This is a genomic window from Thiomonas sp. OC7 (assembly GCF_900634595.1).
GTDB classification, from domain to species: domain Bacteria; phylum Pseudomonadota; class Gammaproteobacteria; order Burkholderiales; family Burkholderiaceae_C; genus Thiomonas; species Thiomonas arsenitoxydans.
This window is the reverse complement of record NZ_LR131953.1, coordinates 774,044-788,994: the sequence shown is the minus strand read 5'-3', so window position 1 is coordinate 788,994 and position 14,951 is coordinate 774,044. Positions and strand designations below refer to the sequence as shown.

The 14,951-nt window shown below is 63.6% G+C and carries 14 protein-coding genes and 1 tRNA gene; 7 read left to right on the top strand and 8 right to left on the bottom strand.

The window, feature by feature from the left end; all coding sequences use genetic code 11:
- Positions 1-40 precede the first annotated feature (40 nt).
- From BIO17B3_RS03740 to rfaD, 4 genes are read left to right on the top strand one after another with little or no spacing between them, the layout of a single operon-like run.
- Positions 41-361: a lipopolysaccharide assembly LapA domain-containing protein gene (locus BIO17B3_RS03740; protein ID WP_156053081.1), complete on the top strand. Its 321-nt coding sequence runs from the start codon at positions 41-43 to the stop codon at positions 359-361.
- Positions 351-1,523: a lipopolysaccharide assembly protein LapB gene (lapB, locus tag BIO17B3_RS03735; RefSeq protein ID WP_156053080.1), complete on the top strand. Its 1,173-nt coding sequence runs from the start codon at positions 351-353 to the stop codon at positions 1,521-1,523. Before BIO17B3_RS03740 ends, lapB begins: the two co-directional genes overlap by 11 nt.
- The gene (gene rfaE1, locus BIO17B3_RS03730) at positions 1,520-2,449 is read left to right on the top strand and encodes a D-glycero-beta-D-manno-heptose-7-phosphate kinase (protein WP_156053079.1); all 930 of its coding nucleotides are present in this window, start codon (positions 1,520-1,522) and stop codon (positions 2,447-2,449) included. Before lapB ends, rfaE1 begins: the two co-directional genes overlap by 4 nt.
- On the top strand, positions 2,446-3,438 hold the full coding sequence (rfaD, locus tag BIO17B3_RS03725) for an ADP-glyceromanno-heptose 6-epimerase (RefSeq protein WP_156053078.1): 993 nt from the start codon (positions 2,446-2,448) through the stop codon (positions 3,436-3,438). Before rfaE1 ends, rfaD begins: the two co-directional genes overlap by 4 nt.
- Here the strand turns inward: rfaD and BIO17B3_RS03720 are convergent, their stop codons facing one another.
- Entirely contained in the window at positions 3,439-4,650 is a 1,212-nt protein-coding gene (locus tag BIO17B3_RS03720) for a YbfB/YjiJ family MFS transporter (protein ID WP_156053077.1), read from the bottom strand.
- Between the two features lie 70 nt (positions 4,651-4,720).
- On the bottom strand, positions 4,721-5,698 hold the full coding sequence (locus tag BIO17B3_RS03715; RefSeq protein ID WP_013105331.1) for a GMP reductase: 978 nt from the start codon (positions 5,696-5,698) through the stop codon (positions 4,721-4,723).
- Between the two features lie 121 nt (positions 5,699-5,819).
- Here BIO17B3_RS03715 and BIO17B3_RS03710 point away from each other — a divergent pair, with 121 nt between their 5' ends.
- The gene (locus BIO17B3_RS03710) at positions 5,820-8,165 is read left to right on the top strand and encodes a UvrD-helicase domain-containing protein (protein ID WP_156053076.1); all 2,346 of its coding nucleotides are present in this window, start codon (positions 5,820-5,822) and stop codon (positions 8,163-8,165) included.
- A gap of 156 nt (positions 8,166-8,321) precedes the next feature.
- Here BIO17B3_RS03710 and BIO17B3_RS03705 read toward each other — a convergent pair.
- From BIO17B3_RS03705 to BIO17B3_RS03680, 6 genes are all read right to left on the bottom strand, one after another.
- Positions 8,322-8,397, bottom strand: a tRNA-Asn gene (locus BIO17B3_RS03705).
- A gap of 72 nt (positions 8,398-8,469) precedes the next feature.
- Positions 8,470-9,561: an NAD(P)/FAD-dependent oxidoreductase gene (locus BIO17B3_RS03700; RefSeq protein ID WP_156053075.1), complete on the bottom strand. Its 1,092-nt coding sequence runs from the start codon at positions 9,559-9,561 to the stop codon at positions 8,470-8,472.
- Positions 9,562-9,634: 73 nt separating this feature from the next.
- Positions 9,635-9,958, bottom strand: a complete 324-nt coding sequence (gene fdxA / locus BIO17B3_RS03695) for a ferredoxin FdxA (protein ID WP_156053074.1) — start codon at positions 9,956-9,958, stop codon at positions 9,635-9,637.
- Between the two features lie 155 nt (positions 9,959-10,113).
- Positions 10,114-10,581: a DUF6691 family protein gene (locus BIO17B3_RS03690; protein WP_156053073.1), complete on the bottom strand. Its 468-nt coding sequence runs from the start codon at positions 10,579-10,581 to the stop codon at positions 10,114-10,116.
- Between the two features lie 3 nt (positions 10,582-10,584).
- Positions 10,585-11,034, bottom strand: a complete 450-nt coding sequence (locus BIO17B3_RS03685; protein ID WP_013105355.1) for a YeeE/YedE family protein — start codon at positions 11,032-11,034, stop codon at positions 10,585-10,587.
- Positions 11,035-11,148: 114 nt separating this feature from the next.
- On the bottom strand, positions 11,149-11,493 hold the full coding sequence (locus BIO17B3_RS03680; RefSeq protein WP_156053072.1) for a helix-turn-helix transcriptional regulator: 345 nt from the start codon (positions 11,491-11,493) through the stop codon (positions 11,149-11,151).
- Between the two features lie 96 nt (positions 11,494-11,589).
- Between BIO17B3_RS03680 and BIO17B3_RS03675 the strand changes: the two genes are divergently transcribed.
- Positions 11,590-12,456 (top strand): MBL fold metallo-hydrolase, encoded by an 867-nt coding sequence (locus BIO17B3_RS03675; protein ID WP_156053071.1) that lies wholly within the window; start codon positions 11,590-11,592, stop codon positions 12,454-12,456.
- Positions 12,457-12,519: 63 nt separating this feature from the next.
- Positions 12,520-14,922, top strand: a complete 2,403-nt coding sequence (locus BIO17B3_RS03670; protein WP_156053070.1) for a Tex family protein — start codon at positions 12,520-12,522, stop codon at positions 14,920-14,922.
- Positions 14,923-14,951: the final 29 nt, after the last annotated feature.

The window sequence follows — 14,951 nt, the reverse complement described above, 5'->3', positions numbered from 1 at the left end:
GCTCGGTTGCCCCTATCTTCCCTGTTTCGGTTTTATTTCCATGCGCATCCTGAGCTGGTTTTTGCGGTTGGTGGTCTTCCTGCTTTTGTTCGGTCTGGCACTGAACAATCTGGAGACCGTCACCCTGCACTTGCTGTTCGGCACCGAGTGGCGCACGCCCATGATCGTGCTGCTGCTCGTGGTGTTCGCCCTGGGCGCGGTGCTGGGCGCGCTGGCGCTGCTGCCTTCGTGGATGCGGCACCGCAAGCAGGGCCGGGTGGCGCGCGACAGTGAGCCCGCGCTCAAGCCGTCTGCTGCCACCGGCGTCGGTCCGGTCGATTTCCCGCAGCATCCAATCGACAGGCCGATCGATGGAGTTTGATCTTTGGTGGCTGCTTATCCTGCCCTTGATGTTCGCGCTGGGGTGGCTGGCGGCGCGCGTGGATCTGCGGCAGGTGGGCAAGGAGCGCGCCCTGCGGCGTGATGCCCCGCAGGCCTACTACCGGGGTCTCAACCACTTGCTCAACGAGCAGCAGGACAAGGCCATCGACGCCTTCATCGAAGCCATGACTGCCGATCCCGATACCGTCGATCTGCACTTTGCGCTGGGCAATCTGTTTCGCCGCCGCGGCGAGTATGAGCGCGCGGTGCGGGTACACCAGAACCTGCTCGCCCGCGCCGACCTGCCGCGCGAAGCGCGTGAACGCGCGCAACTTGCCCTGGCGCAGGATTTTTTCAAGGCCGGGCTGCTCGACCGCGCCGAATCCGCCTACGAAGATCTGCGCCGCAGCGTCTATGCCTCGCAGGCGCTGACGGCGCTGCTGCAGATCAGCGAGCGCACCCAAGATTGGAACAAGGCCATTACGCGTGCCGGCGAACTGGAGCTGCGCGCCACCGGCGCCTATCAGCGGCAGATTGCGCAGTATTGGTGCGAGCTGGCCGTGCAACATCACGCGGCAGGGCGGCTGCAGGAAGCCCAGCAGTCGCTCGACGCCGCGTTGCAGGCGGCGCCTCAGGGCGTGCGGCCGCGCTTGCTACGCGCACAGTGGGCGCAGCAGCACGGTGAACTGGAATCGGCTTTGCGCATACTGGAATCCATCGATCTGGTGCAGCCTGAATTCATTGCGCTGGCGGCGGTGCAGATCGCCCAACTGCGCCAGCAGCTCGGTCAGGTGGCCGAGGGGCTGATGTGGCTGCGTCAGCGTTTGCAGCAGACACCCGCCATCGACCTGCTCGACGCCGTGCTGCTGCTCGACCCCGATCCCACCTCGCAAGCCCGATGCGCGCAGGACTATCTGCAGTCGCATCGCAGCCTGCTGGCGCTCAAGCGCGTGCTCGAACACCCCATGCCCGGCGCCACCGTGCCCGAAGCGGCAGCCGCCATGCAGGGCGCGGTGGACAATGCCTTGCGCAGTCGCCAGCGCTACCGCTGTGCGGCCTGCGGCTTCGAGGCGCGGCAATATTTCTGGCACTGTCCAGGCTGTCAGGGGTGGGAGACTTACCCGCCCCGTCGCCTGGAAGAACTCTCCCTTCTTGGATCATGAACGCAGAACAACTCGCCCAATCCCGTGTGCTCATCGTCGGTGACGTCATGCTCGACCGTTACTGGTTCGGTTCGACCGATCGCATTTCTCCCGAGGCGCCGGTGCCCGTGGTGCGTGTGCAGCGCGACGAAGACCGCGTGGGCGGCGCGGCCAACGTGGCGCTCAACGCCGCCGTGCTGGGGGCGCAGGCCACGCTACTGTCGGTGGTCGGGGCGGACGAGCCGGGCCGCAAGCTGGTCACGCTGCTGGTCGATACCCCCATCCGCAACGCCATGCGGCAAGACCCCACGCTCAAGACCACGGTCAAGTTGCGGGTGGTGTCGCGCCAGCAGCAGCTTATCCGTCTGGATTTCGAGCACAAGCCCGATCACGAAGTGCTCGCCGCGATGATGGAGCGCTACGAGCAGGAACTGGCCTTCCACGACGTGGTGCTGCTGTCGGACTATGGCAAAGGCGGCCTCGAACACCTCGACCAGATGATGAATCTGGCGCGCACCCAGGGCAAGACCATTCTGGTCGATCCCAAGGGCCGCGACTACAGCCGTTACGCCGGCGCCACCCTGCTGACGCCCAACCGCGCCGAGCTGGCGCAAGTGGTGGGCGACTGGAGCAGCGAGCAAGACCTCACCGCGCGTGCGCAGGGCCTGCGCAAAAAGCTCAGCCTCAAGGCGCTGTTGCTGACGCGCTCGGAAGAAGGCATGAGTCTGTATACCGAGACCGGTGAACTGCATATTCCCACCGAGGCCAAAGAGGTGTATGACGTTTCAGGCGCGGGCGACACGGTGATTGCCACGGTGGCCGTGATGCTCGGCGCCGGGCTTTCCATGGAAGACGCGGTGCGCACGGCCAACCGGGCGGCGGGCATTGTGGTCGGCAAGTTGGGCACCGCCAGCGTGACGCCGAAGGAACTTTGGGGAACGACATGAGAGTCATCGTCACCGGTGCGGCCGGTTTCATCGGCAGCAATCTCGTCAAAGGGCTCAATGCCCGCGGCATTACAGAAGTGATCGCGGTGGACAACCTTACCCGCGGCGACAAGTTTCACAATCTGGTGGACTTGCAGATCTGCGACTACATCGACAAGACGGTGTTTTTCGAGCAGTTCGCCAGCGGCCACTACGGCAAGGTCGAGGCCGTGTTTCACCAGGGCGCCTGTTCCGACACCATGGAACACGATGGCCGCTACATGCTCGACAACAACTACCGCAGCAGCCGCATGCTGCTCGACGCCGGTCAGAAGCAGGGCGTGCGCCTGCTCTATGCGTCCAGCGCCGCCACCTACGGCGCCAGCAGCGTGTTTCGTGAGTCGCCCGAGTTCGAGCGCCCGCTCAACGTCTATGGCTACTCCAAGATGTTGTTCGATCAGATCGTGCGGCGCGTGCTGCCGCATGCCACAACGCAGATCGCGGGCTTTCGCTATTTCAACGTGTACGGCCCGCGCGAACAGCACAAGGGACGCATGGCGTCGGTGGCGTTTCATCACTTCAACCAATACCGCGAACACGGCCAGGTCAAGCTGTTTGGCGAATATCAGGGCTACGGCCCCGGGTTGCAGGAACGCGATTTCGTCTGGATCGACGATGTGGTGGCCGTCAATCTCTGGTTTTTCGATCATCCGGGCAAAAGCGGCATTTTCAACCTCGGCTCAGGTCGTGCGCAGCCGTTCAACGATGTGGCGCAAACCGTGGTCAACACCCTGCGGCAGGAGGCGGGGCAACCGGCCTTGAGTCTGGCGGAATTGGTGGATTGCGGCGAGATTGCCTACATTCCTTTTCCCGATGCGCTGGTCGGCAAGTACCAATGCCACACCCAGGCCGACCTTAGCCATTTGCGCGCGGCGGGCTGCACCCATCACTTCGCCACGGTGGAAGAAGGCACCGCGCAATACATGCGCGCGCTGCTTGCCGCGGCCTGATCAATTCGGCTGCGCTTGCCGTGCGGTGTCGCGCAGCATCACCAGTAAAAGCCCCATGCCCGCGAGCATCACCACCGCAGTGATGACCAGCGCGCTGCGGTAGCTCCCTGTTTGCGCGGCAATCGAACCGGCCATCGCCGGGGCGACAATTTGCGCCACGCCGTAGCTCAAAGTCAGCCGGGCCATGGCCTTGGCGGGGTTGTCGGGAAAGCTGCGGCCGATCAGCGTGAGCGTGAGACTGACGATGCCCACGAACGTGCCGCCATACAGCAGGGCGCTGAGCAGATTCAGCGGCAGATTGAGCGTCATCGCGGGCAGGATGATGGAGACGGTCTGCAGCCCGAACGCCAGCAGCAAGGCCTGGAGGTCGCCCATGCTGCGCGCCAGCCGATCCCATACAAAGCTCGACGGCGCCGCGGCAAGCCCCACGATCACCCAGACCCAGCCGCCCTTGTCCGCCAGCGCCGGCAGTTTGTCGAGAATGGCGACGATGAAGGTCGCGCTGATCACATAGCCGAAACCGGCGCAGAAATAGACGGCGATGAACAAAACCATCCAGCGCCTCGGGGGCGGAACGACAGCGGTTTTTACACCAGCGCCCCCCAAGGGCCCGGACGCTGCGGGCGAGGGCAGCCATAGCCAGGCGGGTACGAAAAACACCAGACCGAGCAAGCCCAGCCCCACCCATTGCTGCGCCCAGCCGAGCCGATCCATCATGGCGCCAACGGCCAGGCCCGAAACCACGATGCCCAGCCCCAGCCCGGTGAAATGCAGACCCAGCTCGGGCCGGTGACCGTGGCGGATCAGCCAGTTCAACGCCAGGCCCGAGGCCAGCAGCAGCCCCGCCGTACTCGACAGCCCGGAGACAAACCGCAGCACCGCCCAGACAGCGGTGTTGTCGGTGAAGCCCAGTGCGGCGGTCGTCACCACGGCCAGCACCAGCCCGATGCGATACATCACGAACTTCTGCCGCAAATTGCCCACCGCCGCGGCAATGAGTGCGCCGGTGATGTAACCGGCGTAATTGAAGGTCGCCAGCCAGCCCGCTGCCAGGGTGGTGAGACCGGCCTCGCGGTGCATCACCGGCAGCATGGGGGTGTAGGCAAAGCGCGCGAGCCCCACCGTGAGGATGAGGGCGCAGATGCCTGCAAACAGCACACGCAGGCGCGCGCCGTTGCTAGCGATCGGGAGGGGGGATTGGCGGGTTGGCATGAAGGGGCGCAGAGCTTGCGGCGCTCGTAGCGCTCGCAGCAGATGCTATTCCCAGCCCCCTGCAAGCGGCTTACATCAGCACATGTTCGCCAGCATTGTTCTGGCCGAGGATGATGTAGTTGACCTTGCGTATGTCGGCGAGTTGCGTGCCCCCGGCATAGGAAATGGAGCTTTGCAGGTCTTCCTCCATTTCGCGCAGGGTGTCGGCCAGGCGGCCCTTGAGCGGCTCCAGAATGCGTTTGCCCTCGACGTTGCGGTAGGCGCCCTTGTTGTATTCGGAGGCGCTGCCGTAGTACTCCTTGAACAACTGGCCATCGACTTCCACAATCTTGCCCGGCGACTCTTCGTGGCCGGCCAGCATGGAGCCGATCATCACCATGCTGGCGCCGAAGCGCACGCTCTTGGCGATGTCGCCATGTTCGCGGATGCCACCGTCGGCGATGATGGGTTTGGTCGCCACTCGCGCGCACCACTTCAGCGCCGAGAGCTGCCATCCGCCGGTGCCGAAGCCGGTTTTCATGCGTGTGATGCACACCTTGCCCGGGCCGATGCCCACCTTGGTCGCATCGGCGCCCCAGGCTTCGAGATCGATCACCGCCTCGGGGGTGCCGATATTTCCGGCAATGACGAAGGCTTGCGGCAGCTTGTGTTTGATGTGCGCGATCATGCGCCGCACGCTGTCGGCATGACCGTGGGCGATGTCGATGGTGATGTAGTCGGCGCCCGTGCCCTCGGCGGCGAGTTGGTCGATGAGCGCCTTGTCGTCTTCCTTGACGCCCAGCGAGATCGAGATGAACAAATCGGCATCGCGCATCTGGCGGGCGAAGGCCGCGACATCCACATCGAAGCGGTGCATCACATAAAAGTAGCCATTGGCCGCCAGCCAGCGACAGACGTTGGCGTCGACCACGGTTTTCATATTGGCCGGCACCACCGGCAGGCGAAAGCGCCGCCCGCCAAACTCGGTCGACGGGTCGCACTGGCTGCGGCTCTCCACCCGGCACTTGCGCGGCAACAGCAGAATGTTGTCGTAGTCGAAGATGTCCATCACAGTCTCCAGAAGCGGCGCACGTTGGCAGCGCGCACAAAAAACCGGGCGGCAAGAAATTTGCGGCCCGGTGACTCATTCTAGGCCGATGCACATCGCTTCGGCACCCTAGAATTCCGCAATGTCTGCCCTCATCCAACAACTCAATCCCGAGCAGCACGCCGCTGTCACCCTGCCTGCTGAAAATGCCCTGATCCTCGCCGGCGCCGGGAGCGGCAAAACGCGGGTGCTCACCACGCGCATTGCCTGGCTGATTTCCACCGGGCAAGTCACGCCCGCAGGCATTCTGGCCGTGACCTTCACCAACAAGGCGGCGAAGGAAATGATGGCGCGGTTGTCGGCGCAACTGCCCATTCCGGTGCGGGGTATGTGGATCGGCACTTTTCACGGTCTGTGCAACCGCTTTCTGCGGGCGCACTGGCGCGGGGCCGGGTTGCCGCAGACTTTTCAGATTCTCGACATCCAGGATCAGCTCGCCAGCATCAAACGGCTGCTCAAGGCGCTGAATGTGGACGATGAACGCCACCCGCCCAAGCAGGTGCAATGGTTCATCAACGGCGCCAAAGATCAGGGTCTGCGTCCGGGCGATGTGCAAGCGCGCGATCCGCAAAGCCGACAACTGGCCGAGATCTACCTGGCCTACGAGGCCCAATGCACGCGCGACGGCGTGGCCGATTTTGCCGAGCTGTTGCTGCGTTCCTACGAGATTCTGCGCGACAACGCCGCCATCCGTTCGCATTACCGCCAGCGCTTCCGGCACATCCTGGTGGACGAGTTTCAGGACACCAACCGCCTGCAATACCAGTGGCTCAAACTGCTCTCCGGACCGGAGGACGCGCAGGGCGCTTGCGTGTTTGCCGTGGGCGACGACGATCAGAGCATCTATGCCTTTCGCGGGGCGCACGCTGGCAATATGGAAGATTACCAGCGCGAGTTTCGTGTGCGTCACCTCATCAAACTGGAGCGTAATTACCGCTCGCACGGCCACATTCTCGATAGCGCCAACACCCTGATCGCCAACAACGCGCGCCGCCTGGGCAAGAACCTGCGCACCGAGGCCGGTGCGGGCGAACGGGTACGCGTGTTCGAGGCGCCGAGCGACTATGCCGAAGCCCAGTGGCTGATCGAGGAAATCCGGCAATTGCTGCGCGAGGGGCTCGTGCACAGCGAGATCGCCGTGCTGTATCGCGCCAACGCGCTGTCGCGGGTCATCGAAGGGGCGCTGTTCAATGCCGGGTTGCCTTACCGCGTGTATGGCGGTCTGCGGTTTTTCGAGCGAGCGGAGGTCAAGCATGCGCTGGCCTACCTGCGCCTGCTCGACAACCCGCAGGACGACACCGCCTTCCTGCGCGTGGTCAACTTCCCCGCGCGCGGCATCGGCGCGCGCACTCTGGAGCAGTTGCAAGACGCCGCCCGTCTGCGCGCCACGCCGCTGAGCGAAGCCGTGGACGCCCTCGGGGGGCGTGGTGCAGCCAGCCTGCAGGCCTTTCTCGATCTGGTCGCGCAGATGCGCTTTCAGACCGCCGCGATGAGCCTGCCCGAACTGGTGCGCCATGTGCTCGAAGCCAGCGGCCTCAACGCCCACTACCGCGAGGAACGCGAGGGTCAGGAGCGGCTGGAAAACTTGGAGGAACTGGTCAACGCCGCTGCCGCCTTCGTCACCCAGGAAGGCTTTGGCCTACAGGCGACGGCTCAGCAGCGTCAGGCCCTTGGAGCCGCGCCCGACAGCTTCGCCGCTACAGACGGCATCGACCCCGCCACTGGCGAAACCTTCTCGCCGCTGACCGCCTTTCTCACCCACGCGGCGCTCGAAGCCGGCGACAACCAGGCGCAGAACGGACAGGACGCCATTCAGATGATGACCGTCCACGCCGCCAAGGGACTGGAGTTCGACGCCGTGTTCATTACCGGGCTGGAAGAAGGCTTGTTCCCGCACGAAAACGCGCTGAGCGAAACCGATGGCGTGGAAGAAGAGCGTCGGCTGATGTATGTGGCCATCACCCGCGCGCGCAAGCGTCTCTACCTCAGTCTGGCCCAGACCCGCATGCTCCACGGCCAGACGCGCTACAACCTGCGCAGCCGGTTCTTTGACGAACTTCCGACCGAATCGCTCAAGTGGCTCAGCGCCAAACAGCCGGGGTTCGGCGGCGGTTTCGGTACCGATCAGCACAGCAGTTGGAGTTACACCCCGAAAGTGTCGGTGCCGTCATTCACGCCCGCGACTTCCAACGCCGGATCACCCTTAAGCACTGGGTTTTCTCCGGCAGGCGTTAGGGGGGCGAGTCAGCCCGGAGCGCGTTCGCATGGCCTGCGAATTGGGCAAGCCGTGTTTCACAACAAATTCGGTGAGGGCGTCGTGCTCAGCTTGGAAGGCAACGGCGAAGACGCCAGAGCCCAAGTCAAGTTCAACCGTCACGGCGCCAAGTGGCTCGCGCTGAACATCGCCAAACTCACGCCAGTGAATTAGGGACAGTCTGCACAGCTGCTTGCATGAGGCGGCTGAACCAGCCGTCTCATGCAAGGTTTTCGACCGCTAAGCGCTGACATGCCCTGTTTTCGGCTTGAAAAATAAAAAAGGCCTCACAGCAAAAGCTGTAAGGCCTTGATTTTTCTCTGTATTCTGTGGCTCCTCGACCTGGGCTCGAACCAGGGACCTACGGATTAACAGTCCGGCGCTCTACCGACTGAGCTATCGAGGAACGGCAAAGCACAAAACTATACCGCGCAATCAATCTGACGTCAATAGATTTCGCAGTGATGCGCGAAGACGCTCAGTCGAACACTGGCGTTTCCACCCCGAGAACCTTGTGCAGTTTCGGGCTGGTGGTTGTGTATTGCAGGTGGATTTTTTTCTCCGGGAAGATGAAGGGCGCTGCGCCGAATGCGGCGAGGGCGGCTTCGTGGAAACCGGAGAGGATGAGTTTCTTTTTGCCGGGATAGGTGTTGATATCCCCCACTGCGAAAATGCCGGGTATGCTGGTCTGGAATTTTTCGGTGTCGACGACGAGTTGCTTGCGCTCGATTTCCAGCCCCCATTCCGCGATGGGGCCCAGTTTGGGAGACAGGCCGAAAAAGACGAGCAACATATCGAGCGGCAGGCGGCGAGTGATGCCGTCGTTGCCTGTGACCTTGATCATGTGCAGCTGACCCTCAGCGTTTTCTTCGTAGCCGCTGACTTGGCCGACGAGGAATTGCATCTCGTGCTGTTCGCAAAGGGCGTGCATTTGCGCGACGGATGCGGGGGCGGCGCGAAAGCCGTCGCGGCGATGAATGAGCGTGACGCTTTCCGGCTTGTTTTCGCTGGACTGAACGAAGTGCAGCGCCCAGTCGAGTGCCGAGTCGCCGCCGCCCACGATGACCAGGTTTTTGTTGGCGAACTGCGCCGGGTTGCGAACCCGGTAGAACAACTGGCTGCCTTCGAATTTATCGAGTCCGTCCACCTTGAGGGTGCGGGGCTGAAAAGAGCCCACCCCGGCGGCGATGAACACGGTTTTGGTAAGCAGCCGGGTGGATTTGGTGGTTTCCACGAGGAAGCGGCCATCGGCCTGGCGTTCCAGCACAGTGACTTCCTGCCCGAGGTGGAGGGTGGCGCCGAAGGGTTCGATCTGCTTGAGCAGGTTGTCGGTCAGCTCCTGCCCGGTACATACCGGCACGGCGGGAATGTCGTAAATCGGTTTGTCGGGGTAGAGCTCGACACATTGCCCGCCCGGGTGAGCCAGGGTGTCGATGACGTGGGCCTTGATCTCCAGCAAGCCGAGCTCGAACACCTGGAACAGGCCGACTGGGCCCGCGCCGATGATGACGGCGTCCGTTTCAATGATGTCGGCCGCGACTGAAACGGGAGAGGCGTTGGATAGGTCCATGCGAGAGGGTCTTGAGAAATAGATCAAGGCGGCAACACGGCCGCCGATGGAGTTAGAACGTGCGGTGAGCAGATCAGCGCTGCAGGTATTGCAGCTTGTCGGGCTTGTCTTTCCACTCGTCCGCGTCATCGGGCGCGGCTTTGCGCTTGGTGATGCTGGGCCACTGGCGAGACAGTTCTGCGTTGAGCTTGATGAAAGCCTGCTGGTCGCCCGGCACATCTTCTTCGGCGTAGATGGCGTTGGCCGGACACTCAGGCACGCACACGGCGCAGTCAATGCATTCGTCGGGGTCGATGGTGAGGAAGTTGGGGCCTTCACGGAAGCAGTCCACCGGGCAGACGTCAACGCAGTCGGTGTATTTGCAGCGGATGCAGTTTTCAGTAACGACGAAAGTCATTTGCGGAACCGGATGTATCAAAGGGTCAAAATTTTAACTGGCGCGGCCAGGTCGGCTCTGCATCAGATCAAAACCCGGCTATCGCAGGGGTGAGGCCATGAAAAAACCACCGCGCCCGGCAGGCAGGCAACGGTGGTCGAGTGGTGGCAACGCGCTCAGGTTTTGCGCGAAGTCGCTGCGACCAGCGGCGCGGCCGACGCACTGCGCGTGCGTTGGCCCATGCGCTGCCACAACTCGAAGCCGATCATGCCCGCGACCATGCTGCTGAAAAACACCCACTCCTGCCAGGTCGAGGCGGCCAACGATGCGAGCGAGGGCCCCGGGCACAGGCCGGTCATGCCCCAGCCGATGCCGAAAATGGCACTGCCCAGAATGAGCTTTCCGGTGATGCCCCGGGTCGATGGAAAGGCGATTTTTTCGCCGACGAGCGATCGGGCGCGTCGTTGCGCCAGTTGCATGGGCACCAGTGCGACGACCACGGCGGTGACCATGACGAGAATCAGGCTCGGGTCCCAAGGCCCGGCGATGTCGAGAAAGGCAATGACCTTGGCGGGATCGGTCATGCCTGAAACGAGAAGGCCGATACCGAACACGATGCCGCTGAGAAAGGCGAGGGTTTTCATGGCTCAGGCCCCTCCGAGGATGTGGCGCATGACGAACGTGGTCGCCATGCCCATGCCGATGAAGGTGCCCACTGCCGCCATCGAGCGCGGCGAAAACCGGGATAGCCCGCAGACGCCATGGCCGCTGGCGCAGCCCGAGCCCAGCCGGGTGCCGAAGCCTACAATCAATCCGCCGATCGCAATCACCGGCCACGACTCGCCGTAATGTGCGCCGGGCACCGGGCGGAACATTACCCAGATGAACGAAGCAGCGATCAGTCCGCCGAGAAACCACAGCCGCCATGGCGTGGGGCGTTTGGCCTGCAGGGCTTCGTTGATGGCGCCGCCGAAAATGCCGCTGATCCCGGCGATCTTGCCGCCGCCCAGCGCCATGGCGCCCGCTGCCGCGCCAATCAGCGCCCCGCCGAGAATGGCCGTGCCGGGCGTGAAATGCGCCCAATCGATGCTGAACATTTGTCTCTCCTTCGTGACATGGGCATGTTTGTCTCTGGTTTTATTGACGCCAGCCAGTATTCTGGTCAGGCCGTTTGCCGTACCGCGCCGACATGCGAGCGTCGCGGTACCAACTCATTTGCCAGGCGGTTCGTTGCCGCCGTGGCAGTAAATCTTATAGAGGGTCATCAGCACCGCGCTGGCTGCCGGGCTGGCCAGGCTGTAATACACCCGCTTGCCCTCCCGACGGGTTTTCACCAGGCCTTGCGCACGCAGCACGGTGAGCTGCTGCGAGAGCGTGGGCTGGCTGACGTCGCAGGCCACCTCCAGGTCGCTGACGCAGATCTCCCCGCGGTTGATCTGACACAAAATAAGCAAACGGTCAGGATTGCCCAGGGTTTTCAACAAGGCGCCCGCCTGTTCCGAGTTGCGCCGCATGAGCTCGACGCTGGGAATCTCAAAATCTTGCGTGCTTGACATTGATATGGCTCACTCAATCAGGTAACTCCTAATGGAAAAACAATATATTCTTTTCTATAGTGTTTCTGCAACGCATTCCGCCTAGGAGATACCCGTATGAGTACGCAGACCCCCACCGTTCAGAGCTGGTTTCACGCGCCCACCTTTACGGCGACCCATTGCATCATCGACCCCGAAACTCGCCACTGCGCAATTCTCGACAGCGTGCTCGACTTCGATTACGCCTCGGGTCGCACCAAAACCGACTTTGCCGACCAGATCGCCGCCTACGTGCGCGAGCAGGGGCTCACGGTGGACTGGCTGCTGGAAAGCCATGCCCATGCCGACCACCTCTCCGCCGCGCCCTATCTCAAAAAGCTGTTCGGCGGCCAGATCGCGATTGGCGAACACATTCAGGACGTGCAAAAGGTGTTCAGCCAGGTGTTCAACGACAGCACCATGCCCACCGACGGTTCGCCCTTCGATCATCTGTTCAAGGACGGTGAGACCTTTGCCATTGGCAAGCTGCAAGCCCGGGTGATGCATACCCCCGGCCACACGCCCGCCTGCGTCACTTATCTGGTGGGCGACAGCGCCTTTGTCGGCGATACTCTGTTCATGCCCGACTACGGCACGGCGCGCTGCGACTTTCCGGGCGGCGACGCGCATGTGCTTTACCAATCGGTGCACAAGCTCTACAGCCTGCCGCCGCAGACCAAGCTCTACCTTTGCCACGACTACATGCCCGGCGGACGCGACCCCATCTGGCAGACCACGGTGCAGGCCGAGCGTGAGGGCAATGTCCAGCTCAATGCCCAGACCACCGAGGAGGAGTTCGTCGCTTTCCGCAAAAAGCGCGACGCCACGCTGAGCATGCCCGCGCTCATCCTGCCCTCGGTGCAGGTCAATGTGCGCGCCGGTGAAATGCCCAAACCCGAAGCCAATGGGGTCAGCTATCTCAAGCTGCCGGTGAACGCGCTGTAAACCATGTCGGAGCCGGTCCGGGCTGGTTAGACTGCTGGGCTTTTGCCTGTCTTCTGATCCGCCATGACCGCTGCCGATACCGCTTCCCAGAATCCGTATGCCAACCCGCAGGCCGCCGCTCGGCGGGTGCTGCAGGCGCTCAGCGCCGAACTGCAGCTCCCGGCGCAGCAGATTCAGTCGGCCATCGAACTGATGGATGGCGGGGCCACGGTGCCCTTCATTGCTCGCTACCGCAAAGAGGTGACGGGCGGCATGAGCGACGACCATCTGCGCACGCTGGAAGAGCGCCTGCTCTATCTGCGCGAACTCGAAGACCGCCGCGCCGTGGTGCTGCAGTCCATCGCCGAGCAGGGCAAGCTCACGCCCGAACTGCAGGCCGCCATCAGCGCGACTGGGCAAAAGCAGGAACTCGAAGACCTTTACCTGCCCTACAAGCCGCGCCGCGTCACTCGGGCGCAAAAGGCCCGCGAGGCCGGGCTGGAGCCGCTGGCCGATCTGATTTGGCTGCAGCCGCAGACCGATCCGCTGCAGGCGGCGGCGGGTTTCGTCCGCCCGCAGGACAGCACCGAGGCGGCAGATACGTCCTCCCCGCAGGCCTGCCTCGACGGCGCCCGCGACATTCTGAGTGAACGCTGGGCCGAAGCCCCGGCGGTGGTCGCCCCGATGCGCGAATGGCTGTGGCAGACCGGCCACCTGATCAGCCAGTTGCGCGCCGGAAAAGAGCAAGAAGGCGCCAAATTCCGCGACTATTTCGACTACGCCGAGCCGCTGGATAAAGTGCCTTCGCACCGCGCCCTGGCCGTGTTGCGCGGGCGGGCGCAAGAGATGCTCGATGTCCGCATCGACCTGCCGCCAATGCCCGAAGGCACGGTCGCACCGACGCTGGCTGCCCTGGCCGAGGGGCGTCTTGCCGTGCTGCTGGGCTGGAGCCATCAGGGCCGCGCCGCAGACGACTGGTTGCGCCGCGCGATACAGTGGACCTGGAAGGTCAAACTCTCCCTCACGCTGGAGCGCGAGTTGCTGTCGCGCCTGCGCGAACAATCCGAGGCGGTGGCCATCGATGTATTCGGTGCCAATTTGCGCGACCTGCTGCTGGCCGCCCCTGCCGGGCCGAAGGTGGTCATGGGACTCGACCCCGGCATTCGTACCGGGGTGAAAGTCGCCGTGGTCGACGCTACCGGCAAACTGCTCGATACCGCCACGGTTTACCCCTTCGAGCCGCGGCGCGACGTGCAAGGCGCACTCGCCACCCTGGCGGCGCTGGTGCAACGCCACGACGTGCAACTCATCTCCATTGGCAACGGCACCGCCAGCCGCGAAACCGATCTGCTCGCCGCCGAACTGCTGCGCAACGCCAACCAGCCTGGCTTGACCAAGCTCACGGTGAGCGAGGCCGGCGCCTCGGTGTATTCGGCCAGCAGTCTGGCCAGCCGCGAGTTTCCCGATCTGGACGTGAGCCTGCGCGGCGCGGTGTCCATCGCCCGCCGGGTGCAAGACCCGCTGGCCGAACTGGTGAAGATCGACCCCAAGAGCATCGGCGTCGGCCAGTATCAACATGATGTGAACCAGACCGCGCTGTCGCGCAAGCTCGACGCCATCGTCGAAGACTGCGTGAACGCCGTCGGCGTCGACCTGAACACCGCCTCGGCGCCGCTGCTGGCCCGCGTGGCGGGCCTGAGTGCGCGCATTGCCGAGCAGATCGTGCTGCACCGCGACCAGACCGGCGCTTTCGCCAACCGCGAGGCACTCAGGGCGGTGCGCGGCCTGGGCGACAAAACCTTCGAGCAGGCCGCGGGTTTTCTGCGCATCAACGGCGGTGACAATCCGCTGGACCGCACCGGCGTGCATCCTGAGAGCTATCCGTTGGTGGAAAAGGTGCTGGCTGCGGCAGGCCAGCCGATCAGCCTGTTGATGGGCAACCGGGATGCGCTGCAGCGCCTGCGCCCCGAGCAGTTCGTGGACGACCGCTTCGGCGCGTTCACCGTGCGCGATGTGTTGGCCGAGCTGGAAAAACCCGGCCGCGATCCGCGCCCCGAATTCCGCACGGCCAAGCTGCTCGATGGCGTGCACGATATCAAGCAACTCGAAGCAGGCATGCAGCTCGAAGGCACGGTTACCAATGTCACCGCGTTTGGCGCGTTCGTCGATCTGGGCGTGCATCAGGACGGGCTGGTGCATGTCTCACAAATGGCGCAGCGCTTCGTGAACGACGCCCGCGAGGTGGTCAAGACGGGCGACATCGTCAAGGTGCGTGTGGTTGAGGTGGATGTGGCGCGCAAGCGCATTGCGCTGTCGATGCGGCCGGCCGACCCGGCGCGCGATGCGGCGCGCCCGCAGGGCGGGCAGGGCCAGTCCCGTCCGCGTGAACGCCAGGAGGGCGGCCGCACGGGCAGCCATCGCGCGGGCGCTGCACCGTCCCCACAGAACACCGCCATGGCGGCCGCCTTCGCCAAACTCAAGCGCTGAGGATGCGCCTGTTTGCCGTGTCAGATCAA